The organism is Caulobacter rhizosphaerae, from assembly GCF_010977555.1.
GTDB classification, from domain to species: domain Bacteria; phylum Pseudomonadota; class Alphaproteobacteria; order Caulobacterales; family Caulobacteraceae; genus Caulobacter; species Caulobacter rhizosphaerae.
The window spans coordinates 4,705,670-4,727,586 of sequence record NZ_CP048815.1; the positions used below are offsets into that span (position 1 = coordinate 4,705,670).

The 21,917-nt window shown below is 68.9% G+C and carries 26 protein-coding genes; 15 read left to right on the forward strand and 11 right to left on the reverse strand.

Going from position 1 to position 21,917, the window contains the following annotated elements:
- Positions 1 to 103 precede the first annotated feature (103 nt).
- A complete protein-coding gene (locus G3M57_RS21360) occupies positions 104 to 1,498 on the reverse strand; it encodes an MFS transporter (RefSeq protein ID WP_163232883.1) in 1,395 nt (464 codons plus the stop codon).
- Positions 1,499 to 1,686: 188 nt separating this feature from the next.
- Between G3M57_RS21360 and G3M57_RS27185 the strand changes: the two genes are divergently transcribed.
- Both G3M57_RS27185 and G3M57_RS21370 read left to right on the forward strand, forming a co-directional pair.
- Positions 1,687 to 2,430 (forward strand): hypothetical protein, encoded by a 744-nt coding sequence (locus G3M57_RS27185; RefSeq protein ID WP_188916238.1) that lies wholly within the window; start codon positions 1,687 to 1,689, stop codon positions 2,428 to 2,430.
- Between the two features lie 131 nt (positions 2,431 to 2,561).
- Positions 2,562 to 3,266 carry a hypothetical protein gene (locus G3M57_RS21370; RefSeq protein ID WP_163232885.1) on the forward strand — a complete coding sequence of 235 codons (705 nt, stop codon included), beginning with the start codon at positions 2,562 to 2,564 and terminating at the stop codon, positions 3,264 to 3,266.
- A gap of 193 nt (positions 3,267 to 3,459) precedes the next feature.
- Here G3M57_RS21370 and G3M57_RS21375 read toward each other — a convergent pair whose 3' ends face one another.
- Complete coding sequence (locus G3M57_RS21375) at positions 3,460 to 5,313, reverse strand: ABC transporter transmembrane domain-containing protein (RefSeq protein WP_163232887.1); 1,854 nt, start codon at positions 5,311 to 5,313, stop codon at positions 3,460 to 3,462.
- Between the two features lie 114 nt (positions 5,314 to 5,427).
- Between G3M57_RS21375 and rpmE the strand changes: the two genes are divergently transcribed.
- Complete coding sequence (gene rpmE, locus G3M57_RS21380) at positions 5,428 to 5,655, forward strand: 50S ribosomal protein L31 (RefSeq protein WP_056751777.1); 228 nt, start codon at positions 5,428 to 5,430, stop codon at positions 5,653 to 5,655.
- Positions 5,656 to 5,736: 81 nt separating this feature from the next.
- Here the strand turns inward: rpmE and G3M57_RS21385 are convergent, their stop codons facing one another.
- From G3M57_RS21385 to G3M57_RS21395, 3 genes are all read right to left on the reverse strand, one after another.
- On the reverse strand, positions 5,737 to 6,165 hold the full coding sequence (locus G3M57_RS21385) for a hypothetical protein (protein ID WP_056751780.1): 429 nt from the start codon (positions 6,163 to 6,165) through the stop codon (positions 5,737 to 5,739).
- Positions 6,162 to 6,671 (reverse strand): protease adaptor protein RcdA, encoded by a 510-nt coding sequence (rcdA, locus tag G3M57_RS21390; RefSeq protein ID WP_056751781.1) that lies wholly within the window; start codon positions 6,669 to 6,671, stop codon positions 6,162 to 6,164. Before rcdA ends, G3M57_RS21385 begins: the two co-directional genes overlap by 4 nt.
- A 187-nt stretch (positions 6,672 to 6,858) precedes the next feature.
- Complete coding sequence (locus G3M57_RS21395) at positions 6,859 to 7,065, reverse strand: DUF1192 domain-containing protein (protein WP_056751782.1); 207 nt, start codon at positions 7,063 to 7,065, stop codon at positions 6,859 to 6,861.
- A gap of 101 nt (positions 7,066 to 7,166) precedes the next feature.
- On the opposite strand from G3M57_RS21395, the gene G3M57_RS21400 reads away from it, so the two are divergent.
- The 4 genes from G3M57_RS21400 to G3M57_RS21415 all read left to right on the forward strand — a co-directional run bounded on the left by G3M57_RS21400 (position 7,167) and on the right by G3M57_RS21415 (position 12,171).
- A complete protein-coding gene (locus tag G3M57_RS21400; RefSeq protein WP_163233825.1) occupies positions 7,167 to 8,141 on the forward strand; it encodes an NAD(P)H-quinone oxidoreductase in 975 nt (324 codons plus the stop codon).
- A gap of 165 nt (positions 8,142 to 8,306) precedes the next feature.
- Positions 8,307 to 10,532, forward strand: a complete 2,226-nt coding sequence (locus G3M57_RS27775; RefSeq protein ID WP_280115555.1) for a M10 family metallopeptidase C-terminal domain-containing protein — start codon at positions 8,307 to 8,309, stop codon at positions 10,530 to 10,532.
- A gap of 87 nt (positions 10,533 to 10,619) precedes the next feature.
- The gene (locus G3M57_RS21410; protein ID WP_056751787.1) at positions 10,620 to 11,345 is read left to right on the forward strand and encodes a DUF72 domain-containing protein; all 726 of its coding nucleotides are present in this window, start codon (positions 10,620 to 10,622) and stop codon (positions 11,343 to 11,345) included.
- 106 nt (positions 11,346 to 11,451) lie between these two features.
- Complete coding sequence (locus G3M57_RS21415; protein ID WP_056751790.1) at positions 11,452 to 12,171, forward strand: DUF1013 domain-containing protein; 720 nt, start codon at positions 11,452 to 11,454, stop codon at positions 12,169 to 12,171.
- Positions 12,172 to 12,281: 110 nt separating this feature from the next.
- On the opposite strand, the gene G3M57_RS21420 is transcribed toward G3M57_RS21415, so the two are convergent.
- Positions 12,282 to 12,455: a YdcH family protein gene (locus G3M57_RS21420; RefSeq protein ID WP_056751792.1), complete on the reverse strand. Its 174-nt coding sequence runs from the start codon at positions 12,453 to 12,455 to the stop codon at positions 12,282 to 12,284.
- A 129-nt stretch (positions 12,456 to 12,584) separates the two neighbouring features.
- Between G3M57_RS21420 and G3M57_RS21425 the strand changes: the two genes are divergently transcribed.
- The 3 genes from G3M57_RS21425 to G3M57_RS21435 all read left to right on the forward strand — a co-directional run bounded on the left by G3M57_RS21425 (position 12,585) and on the right by G3M57_RS21435 (position 13,995).
- Positions 12,585 to 13,208, forward strand: coding sequence for a UbiX family flavin prenyltransferase (locus G3M57_RS21425; protein ID WP_163232891.1), 624 nt, complete (start codon positions 12,585 to 12,587; stop codon positions 13,206 to 13,208).
- 24 nt (positions 13,209 to 13,232) lie between these two features.
- Positions 13,233 to 13,694: a TIGR02444 family protein gene (locus G3M57_RS21430; RefSeq protein WP_163232893.1), complete on the forward strand. Its 462-nt coding sequence runs from the start codon at positions 13,233 to 13,235 to the stop codon at positions 13,692 to 13,694.
- Between the two features lie 79 nt (positions 13,695 to 13,773).
- Positions 13,774 to 13,995 carry a YdcH family protein gene (locus tag G3M57_RS21435; protein WP_056751799.1) on the forward strand — a complete coding sequence of 74 codons (222 nt, stop codon included), beginning with the start codon at positions 13,774 to 13,776 and terminating at the stop codon, positions 13,993 to 13,995.
- On the opposite strand, the gene G3M57_RS21440 is transcribed toward G3M57_RS21435, so the two are convergent.
- On the reverse strand, positions 13,992 to 14,870 hold the full coding sequence (locus tag G3M57_RS21440; RefSeq protein ID WP_163232895.1) for a LysR substrate-binding domain-containing protein: 879 nt from the start codon (positions 14,868 to 14,870) through the stop codon (positions 13,992 to 13,994). The two genes, G3M57_RS21435 and G3M57_RS21440, sit on opposite strands and share 4 nt — an antisense overlap.
- A 122-nt stretch (positions 14,871 to 14,992) precedes the next feature.
- Here G3M57_RS21440 and G3M57_RS21445 point away from each other — a divergent pair, with 122 nt between their 5' ends.
- Positions 14,993 to 15,685: an FMN-dependent NADH-azoreductase gene (locus G3M57_RS21445; protein ID WP_163232897.1), complete on the forward strand. Its 693-nt coding sequence runs from the start codon at positions 14,993 to 14,995 to the stop codon at positions 15,683 to 15,685.
- 56 nt (positions 15,686 to 15,741) lie between these two features.
- Here G3M57_RS21445 and G3M57_RS21450 read toward each other — a convergent pair whose 3' ends face one another.
- The gene (locus tag G3M57_RS21450) at positions 15,742 to 16,215 is read right to left on the reverse strand and encodes an OsmC family protein (protein WP_163232899.1); all 474 of its coding nucleotides are present in this window, start codon (positions 16,213 to 16,215) and stop codon (positions 15,742 to 15,744) included.
- 164 nt (positions 16,216 to 16,379) lie between these two features.
- Complete coding sequence (locus G3M57_RS21455; RefSeq protein ID WP_163232901.1) at positions 16,380 to 17,099, reverse strand: GGDEF domain-containing protein; 720 nt, start codon at positions 17,097 to 17,099, stop codon at positions 16,380 to 16,382.
- A 283-nt stretch (positions 17,100 to 17,382) separates the two neighbouring features.
- On the opposite strand from G3M57_RS21455, the gene purE reads away from it, so the two are divergent.
- Together purE and G3M57_RS21465 are read left to right on the forward strand one after the other, a co-directional pair.
- The gene (gene purE, locus G3M57_RS21460; protein WP_056751812.1) at positions 17,383 to 17,883 is read left to right on the forward strand and encodes a 5-(carboxyamino)imidazole ribonucleotide mutase; all 501 of its coding nucleotides are present in this window, start codon (positions 17,383 to 17,385) and stop codon (positions 17,881 to 17,883) included.
- Complete coding sequence (locus G3M57_RS21465) at positions 17,883 to 18,968, forward strand: 5-(carboxyamino)imidazole ribonucleotide synthase (protein WP_163232903.1); 1,086 nt, start codon at positions 17,883 to 17,885, stop codon at positions 18,966 to 18,968. Before purE ends, G3M57_RS21465 begins: the two co-directional genes overlap by 1 nt.
- Here the strand turns inward: G3M57_RS21465 and G3M57_RS21470 are convergent.
- Positions 18,965 to 19,597, reverse strand: coding sequence for a hypothetical protein (locus G3M57_RS21470; RefSeq protein WP_163232905.1), 633 nt, complete (start codon positions 19,595 to 19,597; stop codon positions 18,965 to 18,967). The genes G3M57_RS21465 and G3M57_RS21470 overlap by 4 nt on opposite strands.
- A gap of 406 nt (positions 19,598 to 20,003) precedes the next feature.
- Here G3M57_RS21470 and G3M57_RS21475 point away from each other — a divergent pair, with 406 nt between their 5' ends.
- Positions 20,004 to 20,708, forward strand: coding sequence for an aspartate/glutamate racemase family protein (locus tag G3M57_RS21475; RefSeq protein ID WP_162251615.1), 705 nt, complete (start codon positions 20,004 to 20,006; stop codon positions 20,706 to 20,708).
- Between the two features lie 92 nt (positions 20,709 to 20,800).
- Here G3M57_RS21475 and G3M57_RS21480 read toward each other — a convergent pair whose 3' ends face one another.
- Positions 20,801 to 21,469 carry a COQ9 family protein gene (locus G3M57_RS21480; RefSeq protein WP_163232907.1) on the reverse strand — a complete coding sequence of 223 codons (669 nt, stop codon included), beginning with the start codon at positions 21,467 to 21,469 and terminating at the stop codon, positions 20,801 to 20,803.
- Positions 21,470 to 21,649: 180 nt separating this feature from the next.
- On the opposite strand from G3M57_RS21480, the gene rpsU reads away from it, so the two are divergent.
- Positions 21,650 to 21,889 carry a 30S ribosomal protein S21 gene (gene rpsU, locus G3M57_RS21485; RefSeq protein WP_089924448.1) on the forward strand — a complete coding sequence of 80 codons (240 nt, stop codon included), beginning with the start codon at positions 21,650 to 21,652 and terminating at the stop codon, positions 21,887 to 21,889.
- The last annotated feature ends 28 nt before the right edge of the window (positions 21,890 to 21,917 follow it).

Below are 21,917 nucleotides of genomic sequence, written 5' to 3' on the forward strand. Positions count from 1 at the left end.
GTTTCAAGCACGGCGCGGCGACTTGGCCTTCCACGCGCCGAAAAAGCGGCCGATTCCACCTCCGATGACGAAAACAGTCGAGATTTCATCCGGTTGCCGTCGGCTAGCCGACAGTCGGCCTCGGGGCCCGGTCGCTGCGCCACGCCACCCAGGCCGCGCCCAGCAGCACCGTCGCGGCGATCAGGCCCGAGGTCCGCAAGCCGGCGGCGATCCGGTCCGGCCCGCCGGTCGCCAGGGCGCCCATCACCGCAACGCCAGCCGCGCCCGCGGCCTGGCGACAGGCGTTCAGCACGCCCGAGGCCGCGCCCGAGACGTGACGGTCGACGTTGGCCAGCAAGGCGCTGGTCATGGCGGGCACCGCCGTGCCCATGCCCGCCGGAATCAGCAGGAAGCCCGGGATCATCAGCCCGTAGGGCGTGGACGGCGACAGCCGGCTGGTCAGGGCGTAGCCGATCGCGGCCACCAGCACGCCGCCGGCCATGGTCCGCGCCGGACCGAACCGGTGGGCGACCCGCCCGCTCAGCAGGTTGGAGACGATGAAGGTCGCCGTCAGGGGCAGGAAGGCCAGGCCCGCCTGCACGACGTCGTACCCCGCCGAGCGCTGCAGGAAGAGACCCAGCACGAAAATCACGCCGTAATAGGTGAAGTTGACGCCGACCCCGATCACCACCGCAGACCAGACCATGCGGCTCCGGAACACCGCCAGCGGCACGGCGGGGTGCGGGCTGCGGATCTCCACCCACAGGAAGGCCGCCGCCGCCGCCATGCCGACGACCAGGGCGCTGGCCACCAGGAGATCCCCCCAGCCGCGATGGCCGCCCTCGATCACCGCTCCCACCAGGCAGGCCAGGGCGACGAAGCCCAGGGCCTGGCCAGGCAGGTCCAGCGGCCGCTTTTCGCGCGGCGGGACCTCGGGCACGAAGGCCAGGGTCAGGGCCGCGCCCAGCAGGCAGAGCGGCAGGTTGACCAGGAACACCCAGCGCCAGCCCAGGGCGCCGATCAGCAGGCCGCCGATCACCGGCCCAGCAGCGATCGACACGCCGCCCGCCGCCGTCCACCAGCCGACGGCCCAGGCCCGCGCCCGGTCGTCGCCGGCCGCCGCATGGGCGATCAGGGCCAGGGACGGCGGCACCAGCAGGGCGGCGGCCGCCCCCTGGATCGCCCGGGCCAGGACCAGCTGCAGCGCGTCCCGGGCCAGGCCGCAGGCCGCCGACGACACCGCGAACAACAGAAGTCCCGTCAGAAAGGCCCGGCGCGGCCCGAACCGGTCGCCCAGCGCCCCGGCCGACAGCAGCAGCGCCGCCAGCAGCAGGGTATAGGCGTCGACCACCCATTGCAGGCTGGCGGTCGGTGCCCCGAACTCGCGGCCGATGGCGTCCAGCGCCACGTTGACGATGGTCACGTCCAGTTGGACGATCGTGAAGCCGAAGCTGGCGGCGACCAGGATCAGCGGCAGGCCAGCGGGACGGGCGGGGGACGCGACTCGGACAGGGGTCATGGTCGCAGTTTCGCCGACGCCGCGGCGGAATGTCACCTCGAAGGATGAAGGATCGCCGCCGCACGCTCGACAGGACACAACCTCAGATCACACAATCGTCATGCCAACGCTGCAGATGATCGCTGGTCAAAACCGCGCGGCCAATCTCAGATTGCATTGTCGAAACGCCCCAGGGGAGCAATCGGGACATGCGTGAACTGACGCTTGAAGAGATGGAACTGATCACCGGCGGCACGGACACCGTCGACGGAATCACCGTCATCGGCGACGGCGGCGGAGACGGCGGCTGGGATGGTTGGTGGGACGGCGGCTACGACGGGGGGTACGACGGAGGCTATGACGGCGGCGGCGGCGGCGGATCCGATCCCTCGGCCGACCAAGCCTCCATCGACGTTCAGGTCAACTTCAGCCGGCCGTTGACCCCCGCCGAACAAGCGGCTGTCGATAACCTGAAAGTATCGATCGCCAAGGAAACCGCCTACATCGACAGCCTGTCGGACACTGCGCAGATTACGCTTCCCAATGGCCATGTCGTCACTGGCGCCGACCTGAAGGATACTTGGTCGAAAACCGATTTCCAGATCAACGAGGTCGGAACCAACTATCCCAACCAAAGCATGCGCGGTGAAGCGAACTACAATAACGGCGATCCGGTGGTAGGCTACAATATCGACATCCTGACAGCCTATAACAACTTGGCCGGCGGCATGGACTATCTGGCCATGCACGAGCTCGGGCACATGACGCAGGCGGGCCGCGACAGCAACTCCAACATCGACGCCAACCACGACGGCACGGTTTCGCAAGCCGAGAATGACGCCAATGAACGGGTCGCCAACGACATCGCCCAGGCGCTCGTGGCGGGTTCGGGGGGTGTGGTGATGGCGAATCCGGGCGGCGGCTACAGCGGAGCCCCGCTCACCTTCCAATAACGGCGCGAGTCTAGGGCATTTTCCGGCGAGTGGACGCCGGTTCGTCGCTGGAAAATGCTTTAAACCAAGGAGCAAAAGCCTCGGCCCGACGCAATCGGGTCGGGGAATGCTCCAGTACCCGAGGTCATATTATGAAGACATGCCTGCTTTTGACGGGCCTCTCGAGCCTTGGTCTTTTTTTGAGCGCTTGCACCTCGACGGCCGTCGCCGGGCCGCCGACCGATATGCCGGGCCGCGGCCCGGCCTGCGCGCCCGCCGGTCAGCGGCTGGCCGCCCTGTCTGTAAAACCGGGCGAGGCGGAGGTCGACCGCGTGATCGCCTGGAGTCCGCAAGTGGCGACCGACAGCCATCGGCTGGTCGAAAACAGGCGGGTGACGGGGCCATGCGCCAAGACCGTCAAGGCGTTCCTGGTCAACACCGCGGTTCTGGAAAGCGGCGAAGGGTTCGACTTCGGCAAGGACGGATCGATCACATCGCGGGAACCGGCCGACTTGCTCAAGCCCGTGACCCTGGCAGGACCCCCGCCCCAAAACGGCGGCCAGTTTCTGATGGCGACACGAGTTGGCTACCGCAGGGAAGCGCAAGCCTTGGTCAGCGACTATCTAGGCCTGTGGCGTGACGACGACCGTTGGACGGTCGCCAGCTTCAGCCAGCGCGGCGCTCTCAATACCGGGCCGGTCAAGCCGGTTCTGACCTCGACCCTGCCCGTGGAAGGCGTGACCTATTTTCCGTCGCTCGACACGCCCTCCGGCCAGATTGCACTGACGCTGCGAGAAACCCCGCTGACGACCACGCTGCTGAGTTTCAGCTGGCGTCATTCACAATGGTTCCAATAGCGGCGCAAGGACCGCCGCATTGCTCGCCCTCCCGACGGCGACCGGTCGCCCGCGCGGAACGCCTGTTGCGCCTGGCGTCGTCGTGACCCGGCCTAGAGCCTTTTAGCCTGACCAGGTTGAGGCGTCTAAAAAGGCTCTAATCAAACATTTGGAGCGCGTCGTCGGTGAAACCGCTCACGCGTTCTAATGCGCTCTAAGCCGCTTCCACCCCGAACTGCAGCCGGGCCAGCTTGGCGTAGAGCCCGCCCTGGGCCGAGAGTTCGGCGTGGGTGCCCTGCTCCACCACGCGCCCGTCCTCCATGACCACGATGCGGTCGGCCTTGAGCACGGTGGCCAGGCGGTGGGCGATGACCAGGGTGGTGCGTTTGCTCATGGCGTCGTGCAGGGCCTTCTGGACCAGGCGCTCGTTCTCGGCGTCCAGGGCGCTGGTGGCCTCGTCCAGCAGCAGGATCGGCGCGTTGCGGACCAGGGCGCGGGCAATGGCCAGGCGCTGGCGCTGGCCGCCCGACAGGGTTTTGGCCCGCTCGCCGACGGGCGTGTCGAAGCCCTGCGGCAAAGCGTTGATGAAGGGTGTGGCCTGGGCCGCGTCGGCGGCGGCGCGCGCCTCCTCCTCCGTGGCGTCCTCGCGGCCGAAGCGGATGTTGTCCAGGGCCGAACCGGAGAACAGCGGACTGTCCTGGGCCACCAGGGCCATGCGGTCGCGCACCTCGGCGGGGTCGGCGGCCCGCAGGTCGACGCCGTCCAGCGTCACCACGCCGGCCTGCGGATCGTAGAAGCGCAGCAGCAGCCGCAGCACCGTGCTCTTGCCCGCACCGGACGGACCGACCAGGGCCACGGTCTCGCCCGGCCTGACCACTAGGTCGAAGCCCTTCAGGGCCGGCAGGTCGGGCCGTCCGGGATAGGCGAAAGTCACGCCCTCGAAGGCGATGGCGCCCCGGGCCGGCGTAGGCAGCGTGCGGGGCTGATCCGGCGCCGCGATGCCCGGTTCGGAATTGAGCAGGTCGGAGATCCGCTCCATGGCCCCGGCCGCCTTCTGGACGTCGCCCCAGACCTCGCCCAGGGCCCCGACCGAGCCGGCGGCCATGATCGCCAGCAGGGCGAACTGGGCCAGGGTGCCCGGCGTCATCTCGCCGGACAGAACCAGGTGCGCGCCGGTCCACAGCAGCAGGGTGATGCCGCCGAACGCCAGGACGATGACTACGGCGGTCATGCCCGCCCGGGCGCTGATCCGGCGGACCGAGGCCTTGTAGGCCGCCTCGACGGCGCCGCCGAACCGGGTGTCGGCCGCCGCCTCGCGCCCGAAGGCCTGGACGGTGTCCAGGGCGTCGAGGCTCTCGCCGGCGTAGCCGACCGCATCGGCGAACCGGTCCTGGGCGGCGACCGACAGCTTGCGCACATTGCGGCCCAGCAGGAACATCGGCGCCAGGATCACGGGCACCATCAGCACGATGAAGCCGGCCAGCTTGGGGCTGACCACGGCCATGTAGCCCAGGCCGCCGATCAGGCTGAGCGTGTTGCGCAGCGCCACCGAGGCCGAGGTCCCCACCAGGGTCTCGACAATGGTGATGTCGGTGGTCATCCGCGACAGCACCTCGCCCGTGCGGGTCTTCAGGAAGAAGGCTGGATCCAGGGTCAGGGTGTGGCCGTACAGCGCCCGGCGCAGGTCGGCGACCACCCGCTCGCCCAGCCGGGTGACGAAGAAGAAGCGCGCCGCCGTGGCCACGGCCAGCACCAGGGCGACCGCGCCCAGACCGAGGAAGGCGGTGTTGACGGCGTCGCCGGAACCTTTGGCGAAGCCCTTGTCGATCACGCCCTTGAAGGCCGCCGTCAGGCCCAGGGTAGCGCTGGTCGAGAACAGCAGGAAGAAGCCGGCGGCCAGCGCATCGCCGATGTGGCGGCGCACGAACGGCAGCAAATGGGCCAGCGGGCGGACATCCTTGCGGCGCGGCCGGCGGTTGGCCGCCTCGGCCAGGCTCTGCACCAGCTCCGCGCCCGCGCTCGGCCTGCCTTCGGCCGAAATCTCGCCCGCGTTCACGTCGCTCATCAACTGACCCTTGCCAAAATCGCGCGCTTTCTTTATAGCCGCGCGTCTCCGAGAGCCACCCGCAAGGTTTGGCGCCCGCTCACATTACACGCCGCCTCAAGTCGGTTGGATCGCCCGATGAAACAAGACATTCACCCCGACTACCACTTCATCACCGTCACCCTGACCGACGGGACCACCTATCAGACCCGTTCGACCTACGGGAAAGAAGGCGCGACCCTGGCGCTGGACATCGATCCGCGCGTGCACCCGGCCTGGACCGGCGGCAACAGCCAGATGCTCGACCGCGGCGGCCGCGTCTCGCGCTTCAACGCCAAGTTCGCCGGCTTCACCGCCAAGAAGTAAGCGTCTCACGCTTCTCGCCGTAAGGGCGACGAAAGGCCGGTTCCGCGTTCGCGGGCCGGCCTTTTCCGTTTCGGGCGCCGATTAGCCGCGAGGTCGGGACAGCACCCAGACCAGCGGGTCGATCACGGCGTGGCTGTCGATATCGATCTGGTCGCACCGTTTCACGTCCGCCACCAGCAGCTGCTGCAGGCTCGACGTAACGTAGAGCCCCGTTTCCGTGCGAACTGACGGCTCGGTCTCAGGGCGGCAAGTGACATAGGCCTCGGTGTCAGGGCCCACTTTCAGGACGCCCAGGCTCCAGCCGCCGCGTCCCACGTGGCGGGCCCCGATCGCAGAGCCTTCGATGCCCAGATCAAGATCCACCGGCGCACCTGTGAGATTGTGCGCCACCACCAGTACATAGGGCTGGAATGTCAGGCTGAACGTGGCGGCGCCCAGGGCAAGAACCACCGCGACGCAGGTCAGAAGGATCCTGAAACCCGGCAGCCAGACAGCTTCGCGTCGCCTCACGCCACCCCGAACGCCGCGCTCAGGCGGTCGAACTGCGCCTGCACGGGACGGGGCGCTTCCTCGTCGGCGGCGGCTTCAAGATACATGCGCTTGTCCAGGTGGCGGACGCGCTCATACAGCCGCTCGGAGCGCTGCAGCAGGTTGACCAGGCCGAAGGGCAGATCCTCGACGGCGGCGGGTTCGCCGGCTTCCAGGCCCAGGCGATAGTTCTCCGCGCAGGCGGCCTCGGCGGCCATCTCGCCTTCCTTGACCGCGCGCTGGACCAGCAGCCACGAGGCCACCTGCATCAGCCGCGTGGTCAGGCGCATGCTTTCGCTGGCGTAGGCCAGCGCCGCATTGCGCGAGAGGATCTTGCTGTCATGGCGTCCGGCCCCATCGAGATAGGCGGCGGTCTCCTCGACCAGCGTCATGCCCTCCTCGAACGTCCGGTCGAAAAGCTCGGAGCGAGCGAAGTCCTGGATCACGCCAGCACGCCAGGGGGCCGCGGCCACGTTCAACTCGGTCATAGCTACTCAATGCCCCTTCGAAAGGCCGCGAGAAGGTCCCGCCGGACAGGAGGACTGCAACCCCCGTGCCAGACATGATCGTCCCGTTTCGCGACCGCCCCGCCCCCAGGTCCGTTTCAAGCTCGTGTCCGAGTCCGATATCCGAGTCAGGCGGGTCCGAGACTCCGCCTGTAGCGTAAACCGATCGTTAGTCTAGGCGACCAAACAGCGCATTGGCCGCGTCGCGCCCCGCCTTTTTCTTGCTGAGCTGGGCGCGGGTGCGGGCGATTTCCGCTTCCAGCGCCTCGATCCGCTCTTCCAGTTCCGCCACGCCATAGGTGTCCAGGTCCTCGTGCGTGGTGGCGTTGAGCGCATCGCCACGGAAGGCGCGCGGCTCGACCGGTTCTTCGATCATCCGATCGGTCTCCCTTTGCTCGACCCCTTTTCGATCCTTCATCTGACGCCTACCAAGGGCGCGACGCAAGCCTCACGGGATGTCCGCCCATGTCCGACCCGATGTCCGACACCATGACCGCCATCGCCGTCGAGGGCGGCAAGGGAGCGGCCGACGCGCTCCGTCCCGGGATTGTCGAGCGCCCGCGACCGGGCCCGGGTCAGATCCTGATCCGCGTGCGGGCCGCGGGGGTGAACCGTCCAGACCTGCTGCAGCGCCTGGGGTTCTATCCGCCGCCGCCCGGCGCCCCGGCCACCCTCGGCCTGGAAGTCGCCGGCGAGGTCGTTACCGGCGCGGGACGCTGGAAAGCCGGCGACAAGGTCTGCGCCCTGCTGGGCGGCGGGGGCTACGCCCAGTACGCCGTGGTCGACGCTCGCCACGCCCTGCCGATCCCCGACGGTTTCGACTTCGCCCATGCCGCCGCCCTGCCGGAAACCGTGTTCACCGTGTTCGCCAACGTGTTCGAACATGGCGCGCTCAAGGTTGGCGAGACGCTGCTGATTCACGGCGGGACGTCCGGTATCGGGACAACGGCGATCGCCATGGCCAAGGCGCACGGCGCGCGGGTGATCGCCACCGGCCGCGGCGCCGACAAGAAGGCCCAGGCCCTGGCCCTGGGCGCCGACATCGCTGTCGACGCCAAGGCCGAGGACTTCGCCGAGGTCGCCAGGGCGGCCGGCGGGGTCGACGTGGTGCTGGACATGGTCGGGGCCAGCTATCTCGACCGCAACCTCGAGGCCCTGAACACCGGCGGCCGCATCGTCTACATCGCCGCCCTGGCCGGGCCGGTGCTGGAGGTTCCGGTGATGAAGATCATGCAGAAGCGCGCGGTGATCACCGGCTCGACCCTGCGCCCGCGCTCGGCCGATGAAAAGGCTCGCCTGGCCGCCGAGATCGAGCGCGTGGTCTGGCCGTGGATCGCGGCCGGCAAGCTGGCGCCGGTGATCGACGCCACCTTTCCGCTGGAAGAGGCCGCCGCCGCCCACGCCCACCTCGAAGCCGGCGAACACGTGGGCAAGGTGGTGCTGCTGACCTAGACCTGGGAGGAAGCAAGAGTCGGCCGTTCCGATCCCGCGGCGTTATAACCCAGCGACCTACCGCCCACTGTTCGTAAACCCCTTACGGGCACATGATATCGTCCCTAGCGTTTCCCGAAGGGCTCGATGCAGGCTTTCAACGATCAGGATCCGGTACAAGGTGCCTTGGAAAACGCCGAGCAGCGCGGGGGCGTGGCTGCAAACGGCAAGCCCAGCCTGACCATCGAGGAGGCCGGCCTGCACCTGGTCCGCGGCGAGCCCGGATGGTCCGCGGCCCTCGGCCAGGCCGCGACGGTCAGCTACGCCTTCCGCTCCACTGCGCCGGCCACCATGCCGGAGGACACCGGCGGCTTCTCGCGCTTCAACGCCGCCCAGATCGCCCAGACGGAACTGGCGCTGGCGTCCTGGAGCGACGTGGCCAACATCACCTTCGTCCGCACCGGTTCGGGGTCCAGCGGCGAACAGGCCTATTCGAACTCGGCCTCGATCCTGTTCGCCAACTACGCCACCGGCGCGGAGGGGGCCGCCGCGTTCGGCAACTATCCCGGCAACACCAGCTTCGCCTCGGCGTCGGGCGACGTGTGGGTGAACAGCACGCTCGGCTACAACGCCCATCCCGTGCAGGGCGGCTACGGCGGCCTGGTGTTGGTCCACGAAATCGGCCACGCCATCGGCCTGGCCCACCCCGGCGACTATAACGCCGAGGACGGCGTCACGATCACGTACGCCGCCAACGCCGAGTACTACGAGGACTCGCTGCAGTTCACGGTGATGAGCTACTTCGATGAGGACGAAACCGGCGCGAACTTTCACGGCGCCTACGCCGCCGCCCCCATGTTGGACGACATCTCGGCCGCGCAGCAAGAATACGGCGCCAATATCACCACGCGTACGGGCGACACCGTCTACGGTTTCGGTTCGACCGCCGGCCGCCCCTGGTTCGCCGCGACCGTCAGCGATTCGACGCTGATCTTCGCCGTTTGGGACGCGGGCGGCGTCGATACATTCAACTTCTCGGGTTATTCCACCGGTCAAGTCATCGACCTGCAACCCGGGCATTTCTCCAGCGTCGGCGGCTTGATCGGCAATGTGGCGATCGCCCTGAACGTCGGCATCGAGAACGCGCTCGGCGGCTCGGGCGTCGACACCATCACCGGCAATGCGCTGGCCAACCGGCTGGAGGGTCTGGCTGGCGGCGATGCGCTCTATGGCCTGGCCGGCGACGACGTCCTCTTCGGCGGCGACAGCCAGGACCAGCTCTATGGCGGCGACGGCAACGACCACCTGTACGGCGGCGCCGGCGGCGACTTCATCGATGGCGGCACCGGCTACGACCTCGCGCGCTATGACGACGCGGCGGCCGCGGTGACGGTGAATCTATCGACGGGCGCGGGCGCGAACGGCGCGATCGGCGACACCTATATTTCGATCGAAGGCGTGATCGGCTCGAACTTCAGCGACGTGCTCGTCGGCGACGCCGGCGACAATGTCCTTTACGGTCAGGCCGGCGACGACGCCCTCTTCGCCGGCGCGGGTCGCAACAGCCTCTACGGCGGCGCGGGCGGTGACCATCTCTACTCCGGAAGCGGCGCCGACCTGATGGACGGCGGCGACGGCTACGATCTGGTCCGCTACGACGCCGCGGCCTCGGGCGTGTCGGTGGATCTGTCGGCCCAGCGCGGTCTTGCCGGCGAAGCCGCCGGCGACGCCTACGTCTCGATCGAGGGCGTGATCGGTTCGACCTTCGCGGACATCGTGACGGGCGACGCCGCGGCGAACGTCATCTACGGCCTGGCCTCGGATGATGTTCTCTACGGCCTAGGCGGCGCCGACCAGCTGTTCGGCGGAGACGGCAACGACTTTCTCTACGGCGGCTTCGGCGCCGACCTGCTGGACGGCGGCGCGGGCTACGACCTGGCGCGCTTTGACAGCGCCGGTCCGGCCTTCATCATCGTCGACCTCAAGAATGGCGTGACCAACGACAACGACCACATGATCTCGATCGAGAGCATCGTGGCCACCGACCAGTCGGACATCCTGTACGGCGACGACAGCGGCAATGTCATCTACGCCCTTGGGGGGAACGACCGGCTGGTGGGCCTGGGCGGCGACGACAGGCTCTACGGCGGCTCCGGCGCCGACCTGTTCGCTTTCGACAGCGGGTCGGGCCGCGACCTGGTCGTGGACTTCCAGCCGGCGGGCGCTGGTCACGACGTCATCGCCATCGAACGCGACGCCAATCACTCGGGCGTCACGGATTTCGCGACGCTGATGGCCCGCGCTCAGGAACAGGCGGCCGGAGTCTTTCTGGACCTGGGCGGCGGCAACGGCGTCACCTTGCTGGATGTCCACGTGGCCGACCTAACCAGCGACCTGTTCACCTTCTACTGATCGCCGCCTGCTGATCGCTGATGGGCTGGCGGGATATCATTGTCGCGTCTCGGCCGAACTCGCGCCGGGCCGCCGCGTTGTGCTCGCATGCCCCATCGCCCTCGCATCGGCTGCTCCGGCTGGACCTATGACGACTGGAGGGGACCGTTCTATCCCGAGACGGTGAAGCTGAAGGATCGGCTGACCTACTACGCCAGCCGCTTCGACACGACGGAGATCAACGGCAGCTTCTATCGTCTGCCCAGCGAAAAGGCCGTCGCCGCCTGGGCCGAGCAGGTCCCCGACGGCTTCTGCTTTGCCTGGAAAGTCTCGCGCTACATCACCCACAACAAGAAGCTGAAGGATTGCCAGGACAGCGTCGACCTGGTCTTCGACCGGATGAAGCCCCTGGGCGGCAAGCGCGGACCCGCCCTGGTGCAGCTGCCGCCCATGCTCCACCGCGACGACGAGCGGCTGAAGCGGTTCCTGGGCTGGCTGCCGAAAGGCTGGCGGACCACGGTCGAGTTCCGTCACGCCAGCTGGTACGAGGACGCGGTCTTCGACATCCTGCGCGACCACGGCGTCGCCTTCTGCGTCTCGGACCACCACGACGCCCCCTCGCCCTGGCTGGCCACCGCCGACTTCGCCTATGTGCGGGGCCACGGGCCGGGCGGCCACTATCACGGCCGGTATTCCGACGCCGAACTGCAGGCTTGGGCCGAGCATCTCGCGACCTGGCGCGCCGAGGGCCTGGACACGTTCAGCTACTTCGACAACGACGTGAAGAGCGCCGCGCCGCAGGACGCGGACAAGCTGATCGCGCTGCTGGACTGATCGTCGCGTCGATCCCCGTTCCCTTTCCCGAAGAACCGCATTATAGCTCCAGGCTGAACATCCCGCCCGGCCGCAAGGTCGGGCGCCGTCATTTCTGGAGGACCGCATGTCCGACATCCTGATGCCCAAGGCGACGGCCGTCTGGCTCGTGGACAACACGTCGCTGAGCTTTGAGCAGATCGCCGATTTCTGCGGCCTGCACCCCCTGGAAGTCCGCGGCATCGCCGACGGTGAAGTGGCGCGCGACATCCGCGGCGCCGACCCGATCGGCAACGGCCAGCTGACCCGCGAGGAGTTGGATCGCGCCCAGGCCAATCCGGACTACCGGATGAAGGCCCAGGTCAGCCGCCACGCCGAACTGCTGAAGCCGCAGAAGAAGGCTCCGCGCTACACCCCGGTGTCGCGCCGCCAGGACCGTCCGGACGCCATCGCCTGGTTCCTGCGCCACCACCCCGAAGTGACCGACGCGCAGATCTCCAAGCTGCTGGGCACCACCAAGTCGACCATCGAGCAGGTCCGCGCCCGCACGCACTGGAACGCGGCCAATATCAAGCCGGTCGATCCGGTGACCCTGGGCCTGGTCGGCCAGCTGGAGCTGGACGCCCTGGTCAAGAAGGCCGCCGAGAAGAAGGCCAAGGACGACCTGAAGAAGGGCATCCTGCCGGAAGACCCGACCCTGCGCCCCGCTTCGGAAACCAGCGCCCTGCCGGAAGACCACGAGGACGAAGAGGCCGCGATCCGCGCCGCGCGTATCGAGCCCAAGGCCGAGGACGTGTTCGGCAAGTCGACCTACGTCCCGGACGAGGACGAAGACGACGAGGACTAGGGCCTCACGGTCAAGCAAAAGGCCCGCTCCGTCTGCACGGCGCGGGCCTTTCTGTTTTCGGCCTCCTCAGGCGGCCACCGCGGCTTCAGGCGCGCGACGGCCAGAGGGGGCTAGTGAAGTCGGGCCCTGAGGCCTTCGATCTCCTCCTTGAGCCTGAGCTTCTGCCGCTTCAGCTCCCGGAGACGGGTGCTGTCGCTGACGGGTCGACTGGTCTCCTCCTGGATCGTGCGGTCGAGGCTCTCGTGACGGGACCCTAGCTCGCGGATACGGGATTCGATGGCCATGGCTGTCGGCTCCTTGCTGGTGGAGAGGCAAGTCAACACCCGCTGGCCGAAGCTGTCAGATCACATATGATTGCAATCGGCGGCGCTTGACCTGGCGCAGCTTGCTCCCAGGACGGACGAAAATTCACCATGTCGGACCCGCTGGCCAGCCCCCAAGCCCCCTCGGAAAAGCCTCGTCTGGTCGTCGGAATCTCAGGCGCTTCGGGGGTTATCTACGGTCTTCGGGCCCTGGACGCCTGCCGCGAGCTGGGCGTGGAGAGCCACCTCGTCCTGACCAAGTCGGCGGTCCTGACCCTGTCGCAGGAAACCGGATTTTCCGTCGGCGAGGTCAATGAAAAGGCGGACGTTGTCCATCGCGTAGGCGACATTGGGGCGGCGATCGCGTCTGGCTCATATCGCACATTGGGAATGATCATCGCCCCCTGCTCGGTGCGGACGATGAGCGAGATCGCCACGGGCGTCACGGCCTCGCTGCTGACCCGCGCCGCCGACGTGACCCTGAAGGAGCGCCGTCCGCTGGTGCTGATGGTGCGCGAGACGCCGCTGCACCTGGGTCACCTGCGCACCATGACCAAGCTGGCCGAGATGGGTGCGGTGATCGCTCCGCCGCTTCCGGCGTTCTACGCCAAGCCGCGGTCGATCGCCGAGATGGTCGACCAGTCGGTGGGCCGCGCGCTCGACCTGTTCGGCCTCTCCTGGCGGCCGGTCCGGCGCTGGGGCGAGGACCTGGCGACCATCACTGGAGAGGCCTGAAAGGGCCTTGGGGGGTTAACGACGATGCGGCTTTGGCAATGGGCGCTGGAGGTCTATGTGCGACCGTCTGTCGCAGAGGCGTGCCTGTCGCTGCAGGACGGACACGGCCAGAACGTGCCCTACCTGTTGTGGGCCGCCTGGCGCGCCAGCGAAGGCCGCGCGGCCGACGTCAAGGCCGCCGCCCAGTTGGTCCGGCGGTGGGACGCCGAGGTCGGCTCGCCCCTGCGCGCCATCCGCCGCGCGATCAAGCCGGCCTGGCCGGGGATCGACGACGGCGCTCGCGAGGACTTCCGCAATGCGGTCAAGGACATCGAGCTGCACGGCGAGAAGGTGCTGATGGAAAGCCTGGAAGCCCTCAGCGGCGAGCCCGGACCGGCTCTGGACGTGTTCGACACGCTGCTGGAAGCCGCCCGGGCGTCGGGCGACCCGCCGCGCGACGGCGCCCTGCGGGCCCTTTCCGACGCGCTGGGCGGGCCGGCGGCGTGAGGCCCTTTACCCGCTGTCAGGCTTTGCTATCTATCACCGCCGCGAACACGCGCCCGAGACCTGGCATGGAGGAGCGTCCATGAACGACGACGATCCTTCCGACGATTCCGACGTCGCCATCGAACGACGCCTGGCCATCCTGCGCGAGGAGCACCAGGACCTGTCGGATTCGATCGAGGCTCTGGAAGAACGCCCCCAACCCGACATGCTCCAGATCGCCCGCCTCAAGCGCCGCAAGCTGGCCCTGAAGGACGAGATCGTGCGGCTGGAAGACCAGCTCATGCCGGACATCATCGCCTAAGCCATTACCTCGGCCAACCACCGCCGCAGGGCGCTGACCGCCTGGCCGTCGCGCGCGGCGGGCGGATAGACCAGCTCGAACCGCCGCCCGGCCAGCACCGGCCCGAACGGCTGGACCAGCAGGCCGGCGGCCAGCTCCTCGGCCACCAGCGTCAGGCTGGTCAGCACGACGCCCTGCCCCGCCGCGGCCGCCTGGATGGCGTGACTGTCGTCGGTGAAGCGCGGCCCCGCCTCGACGTCCAGATCCGTCCTTCCCGCCTGCCGGGCCCATAGCCGCCAGGTTGGGGCGTCGGCGCCCGGATGACGCCATTCGGCATGGATCAGGGTCTGGGCGGCCAGACCCCCGGGCTCGGCCAGGCCAAGGCGGGGACTGCACACCGGGGCGAAGCGGTCGTCGACCAGGGGTTCGGAGACCAGGCCGGGCCAGGGTCCCAGGCCATAGCGCACGGCCGCGTCGGCCTCGCCCGCCCGCAGGTCGACCGGATCGTCGGTGGCCAACAGGCGCAGGTCCAGATCGGGATTGGCGGCGCGGAACGCCTCCACCCGGCCGGCTAGGCGTCGAGCGGCGAAGGCCATGGTCGTCGACAGGGTCACCACCCGACGACCGCTCTCCACGCGAAGATTGGCGACCGTCCGTTCAAAGGCGTCCAGGCCGTCCATGAGGACCGGGAAAAGACGCGCCCCGGCGGCCGTCAGGCTGACGCTGCGAACGCCGCGCACGAACAGCGGCTGGCCCAGGTGCGCTTCCAGCTGCCGCACCTGGTGGCTGACCGCCGTGGGCGTGACCGCGAGCTCCTCGGCCGCCAGGCGAAAACTGAGCCGGCGCGCGGCGGCCTCGAAGGCGCGCAGGGCCGAGAGCGGCGGCAGGCGGCGCATGAATGATCTCACCTCATCTGTCGCCTGTGGATTTCGCGTTTGTGACGGCACGTCAAGAGCGCGATTCACGTCTAGACGCCGACCGGATGAGATCAGTTCATCCAAAGCCTCGGAGATCTCGCATGACCACCCTGCTCCACATCGACTCCAGCGCCCGCGCCGGACTGTCCGGCCGCGACGCCCGCGGCTCGCACAGCCGTCGCCTGACCGCGCGCTTCGTCGACCGCTGGCGGGCCGCGCATCCCGCCGATCCGGTGATCTATCGCGACGTCGGCGCCGCCCCGCCCTCGCCGGTGACCGGTGACTGGATCCACGCCGCCTTCACCCCGCCCGAGCGCCGCGAAGCCTGGATGGCCACGGCCCTGGCCGAAAGCGACCGCCTGGTCGACGAAGTGCTGGCCGCCGACGTGATCGTGCTGGGCGCGCCGATGTACAATTTCGGTCCGCCCGCCCAGCTGAAGGCTTGGCTCGACAACATCGTCCGGGTCGGCCGCACCTTCGGCTTCGACCGGGCGCGGGCGGGCGAGCCCTACTGGCCGATGCTGGACACGGCGGGCAAGACGCTGGTGATCCTGTCCTCGCGCGGCGACCACGGCTACGCCCCCGGCGGGCGGCTGGCCCACGCCAACCATCTGGAGCCCGCCCTGCGCACCCCGTTCGGCTATCTGGGCGTCACCGACGTCCACGAGGTCGCCATCGAGTACGACGAGTTCGCCGACGCCCGCCTGGCCGCCTCGATCGTCGCGGCCGAAGCGCGGGTCGACGACCTGGTGGAGACGTTGCTGGCCGCCAGGTCCGAGGCGGCGGCGGCGTAGAGCATCGCGCGGAAAGGTGGGTCCGGTTTTCCGCAGAAGCGATGCGAAGACAAAACCTAGAGCGCCACCTCGACGCTCGCCTCGTGCGCCACCGGGAAGTTCAGCGAATTGGCCACGAAGCACTTGGCGTTGGCCTCGTGATGCAGGGCCAGGGCCTTGGCCGGGTCCGAGCCCGCCGCGATCGTCACGTGGGGGCGCAAGGTCGCGCCCTCGAAGCGGCCGCCGCCGGTCTCGTCCTCGACCATCACCGCCGTGGCTTCGTCGCGATAGGCGGTGACCACCACGCCGTTCACGGCGCACAGGTGCAGGTACCACAGCTGGTGGCACGAACTGATCGAGGCCAGCAGCAGCTCCTCGGGGTTCCAGCGCGCCGGATCCCCCCGGAAGCTGGGATCGGACGAGCCGAGAAGCGCCGGCTTGCCCTCGGCGGCGACCTCGTAGGCCCGCTCGTAGGACCGGTAGCTGGCCGTGCCCTCGCCGGCGTTTCCCGTCCAGGTCAGGGTCGTGGCGTAGCGGTGCGACTTGGACATGGGCGGGCTCCTCTTTTGCGAGGGAGATAGCGCGCTCCCGCCCCGCCGAAAACCTCGTCCTTCGACAAGCTCAGGATGAGGTTTTCGACTGTCCGGGAAATTGGTCTTATCCTGAGCCCGCCGAAGGGCGAGACCACGCGAGGCGTCTGAACGCCGATGCGCCCTCACGCTTCCCTGCGGACCCGCTTCTTCAGGAACATCGCCGCGTCGGCCTCGGCCAGGGCGACTTCGGGGTCGGCGCCCGGCTCGATCTCGCGCGCGCCCCACGAGATGCGCAGCGGCACGGACCACTCGCCCACCTGCACCGGCCTGCCTCGCACGGCGGCGGCCAGGGTCTCGGCCTTGGCGGCGGCGGTCTGCTGGTCGGCCTGGACCAGCAGCACGGCGAACTCGTCGCCGCCGATCCGGCCCACCACGTCGGTTTCGCGGACATGGGCCTGCAGGCGCTCGGCCACGGCCTTGAGGGCCTGGTCGCCGGCTGCGTGGCCGAAGCGGTCGTTGACGGCCTTGAAGCCGTCCAGGTCGAAGAACACCAGGCTGGCGGGCGAGCCGTAGCGCTGGGCGAAGGCGGCGACCCGCTTGATTTCGCGCAGGAAGGCCCGGCGGTTCAGCACCGGCGCCAGGACGTCCAGGTCGGCCAGCCCCTGGGCCTCGCCCAGCTTGAACTTCAGCCGGGCGACCTCGTTGCGCAGGTCGTCGATCTCGACCATCAGGGTCTTGAGCGCCGCCTGCACCTGCGGGGTCAGGTCGGCCTCCGACAGCCCCAGGAACCCGGCCGTATCGGCCGCCACCACCGCCCGCGCCACCGCCGGCCCGGCGGCCTCGGTCAGGGCCCGGCGACGGATGGCCGAGAAGGATTCGGTGCGGGCGCTGGTGATCTTCATGCGACGTCGGGAACCACAGGGGGAATCACTTGCAGTGAAGCTCCAGCATTTCTGCGTTCTTTCATTAACCATGACAATGGTGACACGCCTGTGTCGCAGCGTCGCGGCGTCGCCCTATCCCTTCGGATCGCCTGGGCTTTTCCCGAGGTTCATTCGGTGAGAACGGGCTTTGGCGCTTTGACGCCAGGGGCTATAAGGCCCGCGATTCACGGCCGTCAGGTCACGGAGCGCGCCAAAACCTTTGAGGGGCGCTCCACCGCCGCCTCTAGGGAAATCGTCGCCGATGCCCACCGCCACGCCACCTGTCCCCCCCGTGGCGATCGTCATGGGCAGCCGCTCGGACTGGCCGACGATGAAGAAGGCGGCCGAGGCGCTGGACGCCCTGGGGGTGGCCTATGAGGCCAAGGTGGTTTCCGCCCATCGCACGCCCCAGCGCCTGGTCGAGTTCTCCACCACCGCCCAGGCGGTCGGCTACAAGGTGATCATCGCCGGCGCGGGCGGCGCGGCGCACCTGCCGGGCATGGTCGCCTCGATGACCATCCTGCCGGTGCTGGGCGTTCCGGTGCAGTCCAAGGCCCTGAACGGCCTGGATTCGCTGCTGTCCATCGTCCAGATGCCGGGCGGCGTTCCGGTCGCCACCCTGGCGATCGGCGAGGCGGGGGCCAAGAACGCCGGCCTGCTGGCCGCCCAGATCCTGGCTGTTTCGGATGCGGCCCTGGCCGGACGCCTGGCCGCCTTCCGCACCGAACAGACCGACAGCGTCGTCGAAAGCGTCGAAGACTGATGAGCACCTTTCCCCTGCCCCCTGGTTCCACGATCGGCATCCTCGGCGGGGGACAGCTGGGCCGCATGCTGGCCCTGGCCGCCGCCCGCCTGGGCTTCGACGTGGTGATCCTCGATCCCGAGGAGAACAGCCCGGCCGGCCGCGTGGTCGCCCGCCAGATCGTCGGCGCCTATGACGACCGCTGGTCGCTCAAGCGCCTGGCCGAGGCCTGCCACGTCGTCACCTACGAGTTCGAGAACGTGCCGGCCGCCACGGTCGCCGAGCTGACCGCCCAGGGCGTGCTGGTCGCCCCCGGCGCCAAGGCCCTGGCCGCGGCGCAGGACCGGGTGGTGGAAAAAACCTTCCTGGCCGAGATCGGCGTGCCCACCGTCGCCTTCGCCGCCGTCGAGACGGCCGACGACCTGGCCGCCGCCGTGGCCAGGATCGGCGCCCCGTCGCTGCTGAAGACCCGCCGCGAGGGCTATGACGGCAAGGGCCAGGCCTGGGTGCAGCGCCCCGCCGACGCCCCGGCCAGCTTCGACAGGATCGGCCAGCGGCCGGCCATCCTCGAGGCCCCGGCCGACTTCGTGCGCGAGCTGTCGGTGATCGCCGCCCGCGGCCGCGACGGCGAGATCGCCTGCTATCCGCTGTCGGACAACCACCACGAGGGCGGCGTCCTGCGCCGCACCAGCGCGCCGGCCAAGGTCTCGAGCGCCACCCGCGACCAGGCCGAGGCCATCGCCGCCCGGATCCTGACCGCCCTGGAATATGTCGGCGTGATCGGGGTCGAGCTGTTCGAGCTGGCCGGCGGCAAGCTGCTGGTCAACGAGTTCGCCCCGCGAGTGCACAACACCGGCCACTGGACCCAGGACGGCTGCGAGGTCGACCAGTTCGAGCAGCACATCCGCGCCGTCGCCGGCTGGCCCCTGGGCCCCACCGCCCCCCGCGCCCATGTCGAGATGACCAACCTGCTGGGCCTCGAGGTCGACGCCTGGGCCAAGCTGGCGGCCGAACCCGAGACCCGCATCCACCTCTACGGCAAGGGCGAGGCCCGGCCGGGGCGGAAGATGGGGCATGTGAACAGGTTGCGGGGGTTGAAGGACTAGGCGCGGCGAGGCCCTGCGGCGGGCCTTAGCTTGACCAGATCTCGGACCCGTCGCCAGATCGCCCGGATCGCGACGACGGCCAGCGCGACGCCTGCGAGCGCCATCGCCACCCTCATGCCTCTGCCGTTATTGTCGACGGCTTTGTCGACGATGACCTCGCCGTCCATCCGCAAGTCCCGGATCTCGCTGCCGAAGGCTTCCATCTCGACATGCTCGGGCTCCGGCCAGCGGGGCAGCGCTCGCCACTTGGCCAGGGCCGGACAGTTGTTCCGCGGATGCTGCCGCGACCCGCACCAGAACTGGAAGGCTCGCCCATCGGGCATGATGACGAGCCTGGACAATGACCGGACCTCGATCGGTTTGCCCGACACCACGGTCGGCGGGGGATCGGGGAGGAAAGTCAGGACCATGAGGATCGCGGACAAAGGCAGGGCCGCGCTCCAGGAGGCCAGTTCCGCGCGCGCCCGGCTTGAGCGCGCCGCATGGCTTCGCAGGGGCTGATCCCCGAGACGGCGGTGAAGGAGGATCGCGACCGTCGCCAAGGCGATCGTCAGCAGGCCCGACGCCGCGAAGGCGGCGAACTTCGTCAGCAGCCCGAGAGCCACCGCGGCGGCGCCGAGCATCGCCATGCCGACGGCGCACTCGATCCAGCGTCGTCTGTTCTGGAGCGTGCGGGAAATCGACTTAGACCCAAGCGCCGCCTGATCCGGACTCCGAACGGCCAAGGGCGGAAGCTCGGCCTTTCAAGGTCAAGCTATCCAATATGCGCTCCTGGAGGAAGAGCCAGACCTTGCCGCCGCCCGATCGCCAGGGCAGCCCCCCTGCACCCAGACACCAGCCGAGACGATCGGCATAGCGGTTCCCGACGGCGCGGAAGCGATGCGACCTTTCCTGCCGGCCAAGGACTAGATCCCGTCGGTGGGATTGTGGATCACGGTGTTCATGGCGGCCTCGCCGCTTTTGTCTTGTGAGCTTGGCGTCCAAAGCCTAGCGGAAAGACGCGCCGTCGGTGTGACGGTCTTGGCGGAGACAGGCGTGGCCGAACAAGCGTGCATAGGCCTGATCGGCGGCATGAGCTGGGAGAGCTCGGCCCAGTACTACCGCCTGATCAACGAGGGTGTCCGCGACCGCCTGGGCGGGGTGGCGTCGGCCCGCACGCTGATGTGGTCGTTCGACTTCGCCCGGATCGAGGCCCTGCAGCACGCCGGCGACTGGGACGCCCTGGCCGGCGAGATGGCCGAGGCCGCCCGTGTGCTCGAGAAAGGCGGCGCCGACGCCCTGGTCCTGTGCACCAACACCATGCACCGTTGCGCCGGGGCTATCGAGGCGGCGGTGGACATTCCCCTGCTGCACATCGCCGATCCCACGGCGGCGGCGATCCAGGCGGCCGGCCTGACGAAGATCGGCCTGCTGGGCACGGCCTTCACCATGGAGCAGGACTTCTACCGCGGCCGGCTGGAGGCGCGGTTCGGCCTGGAGGTGCTGATTCCCGACGCGGAAGACCGCGTGGCCGTGCACGGCGTCATCTATCGCGAGCTGGTGGCCGGCCAGGTGCTGGACGCCTCGCGCGAGGTCTACCGCGACGTGATCCAGCGGCTGGTCGATCGCGGCGCGCAGGGGATCATCCTCGGGTGCACCGAGATCATGCTGCTGATCGGCCAGGCCGACAGCCCCGTGCCGGTGTTCGACACCACGACCCTGCATGCGATGGCGGCGGTGGACCGGGCGCTGGGGGCGTAAGAGCCCTCAGTCGCTTCGCGACAGCTCTGGGGAGCGACTGCGCACTGGAGATCCTGCCCTCTGGGGGAGGTGGCCCGGAGGGCCGGAGGGGGTCAGCCTCGCCCGTACCGCATCCGCGCCAGGGCCCCGGCCACCTCGGCGGCCATGTTCATCGGCTTGATCCCGGCTTTCCACTTTTCGAAGGCCATGACGTTGTCGATGCGGCCGTCCAGGTGCTTGAGCGCCGACTCGCGGCCGGACGCCATGTCGACCGCCAGGGTCGAGACCAGGATCCCCGACAGGATCGCGCGCTTGGAATAGTGATTCTCGTCAGTCGCCGTGTCGCCGGCCCAGCGCCACAGGACGTCGGCGCTTTCCCAGACCAGGGTCAGGGCCAGTGGCAGGTGGGTCGGAAAGGCCAGGAAGGCCGCCAGCCTGCGCAGGGCCTCGGCGTCTTGCTGGGCCGCGTCGAGCCGCGCGACGACGCCGGCGCGGATCTTGTCGCGGATCTTGGCTGGCGGCGGATCCAGCGCCTTCAGCGCGGCCAGGGCCGCCTTGTCGTGGCGGCGCGACAGCAGGGCGGCCAGGTCGCGGGGGCCTTGCGGCAGCAGCAGTTGCGCCTCGCCGGCCTTGAGACCGGCGGCCTCGGCCGCGGCCCGGACCAGACCGGCGTTCCAGCCCAGGCGCGAAGCCAGGCGCAAGGCCGCGTCCAGCACCCGCTGCTCGGCCTGGTCGGCCCAATCCCCGGGTCCATCCTTGGAGGTGTCGGCTGTCTGCGTCATGAATCCGAGTCTATACGGGAGTTTAGGCCGCGTCGCGATGGACAGAGCGCCCCGCCTCTGCTATCAGCCGCCCCTCGTCGCCCGGGAGATCCCTTTCCGGGCTTATCAGGTTTTGTTCGCCCGCCCGGCCCCTGAGAGGGACTCGGGAAGATGGTCGGGCCGTCGAATGGAGAGAGACCCCTGGTCCAGATTTTCGTCCGCGACAACAACGTCGATCAGGCGCTCAAGGCCCTGAAGAAGAAGATGCAACGCGAAGGCTCGTTCCGCGAAATGAAGCGGCACGTGCATTACGAAAAGCCGTCGGAAAAGCGCGCGCGCCAAAAGGCCGAAGCCGTCCGCCGCGCCCGCAAGCTGGCCCGCAAGCGCGCCCAGCGCGAAGGCCTGCTGCCGATGCCGAAGAAGCCGGCCGGCGCGCGTTAAGCGACGCTTCCAGGTTTCTGGACACATA

Bases quoted from the DNA above. Each gene is read 5' to 3' on its own strand.
- G3M57_RS21360 (WP_163232883.1), bottom strand. From the start codon at position 1,498: ATGACCCCTGTCCGAGTCGCGTCCCCCGCCCGTCCCGCTGGCCTGCCG.
- G3M57_RS27185 (WP_188916238.1), top strand. From the start codon at position 1,687: ATGCGTGAACTGACGCTTGAAGAGATGGAACTGATCACCGGCGGCACG.
- G3M57_RS21370 (WP_163232885.1), top strand. From the start codon at position 2,562: ATGAAGACATGCCTGCTTTTGACGGGCCTCTCGAGCCTTGGTCTTTTT.
- rpmE (WP_056751777.1), top strand. From the start codon at position 5,428: ATGAAACAAGACATTCACCCCGACTACCACTTCATCACCGTCACCCTG.
- rcdA (WP_056751781.1), bottom strand. From the start codon at position 6,671: ATGACCGAGTTGAACGTGGCCGCGGCCCCCTGGCGTGCTGGCGTGATC.
- G3M57_RS21395 (WP_056751782.1), bottom strand. From the start codon at position 7,065: ATGATCGAAGAACCGGTCGAGCCGCGCGCCTTCCGTGGCGATGCGCTC.
- G3M57_RS21400 (WP_163233825.1), top strand. From the start codon at position 7,167: ATGTCCGACACCATGACCGCCATCGCCGTCGAGGGCGGCAAGGGAGCG.
- G3M57_RS21410 (WP_056751787.1), top strand. From the start codon at position 10,620: ATGCCCCATCGCCCTCGCATCGGCTGCTCCGGCTGGACCTATGACGAC.
- G3M57_RS21415 (WP_056751790.1), top strand. From the start codon at position 11,452: ATGTCCGACATCCTGATGCCCAAGGCGACGGCCGTCTGGCTCGTGGAC.
- G3M57_RS21420 (WP_056751792.1), bottom strand. From the start codon at position 12,455: ATGGCCATCGAATCCCGTATCCGCGAGCTAGGGTCCCGTCACGAGAGC.
- G3M57_RS21425 (WP_163232891.1), top strand. From the start codon at position 12,585: ATGTCGGACCCGCTGGCCAGCCCCCAAGCCCCCTCGGAAAAGCCTCGT.
- G3M57_RS21430 (WP_163232893.1), top strand. From the start codon at position 13,233: ATGCGGCTTTGGCAATGGGCGCTGGAGGTCTATGTGCGACCGTCTGTC.
- G3M57_RS21435 (WP_056751799.1), top strand. From the start codon at position 13,774: ATGAACGACGACGATCCTTCCGACGATTCCGACGTCGCCATCGAACGA.
- G3M57_RS21440 (WP_163232895.1), bottom strand. From the start codon at position 14,870: ATGCGCCGCCTGCCGCCGCTCTCGGCCCTGCGCGCCTTCGAGGCCGCC.
- G3M57_RS21445 (WP_163232897.1), top strand. From the start codon at position 14,993: ATGACCACCCTGCTCCACATCGACTCCAGCGCCCGCGCCGGACTGTCC.
- G3M57_RS21450 (WP_163232899.1), bottom strand. From the start codon at position 16,215: ATGTCCAAGTCGCACCGCTACGCCACGACCCTGACCTGGACGGGAAAC.
- G3M57_RS21455 (WP_163232901.1), bottom strand. From the start codon at position 17,099: ATGAAGATCACCAGCGCCCGCACCGAATCCTTCTCGGCCATCCGTCGC.
- purE (WP_056751812.1), top strand. From the start codon at position 17,383: ATGCCCACCGCCACGCCACCTGTCCCCCCCGTGGCGATCGTCATGGGC.
- G3M57_RS21465 (WP_163232903.1), top strand. From the start codon at position 17,883: ATGAGCACCTTTCCCCTGCCCCCTGGTTCCACGATCGGCATCCTCGGC.
- G3M57_RS21470 (WP_163232905.1), bottom strand. From the start codon at position 19,597: ATGGCGATGCTCGGCGCCGCCGCGGTGGCTCTCGGGCTGCTGACGAAG.
- G3M57_RS21480 (WP_163232907.1), bottom strand. From the start codon at position 21,469: ATGACGCAGACAGCCGACACCTCCAAGGATGGACCCGGGGATTGGGCC.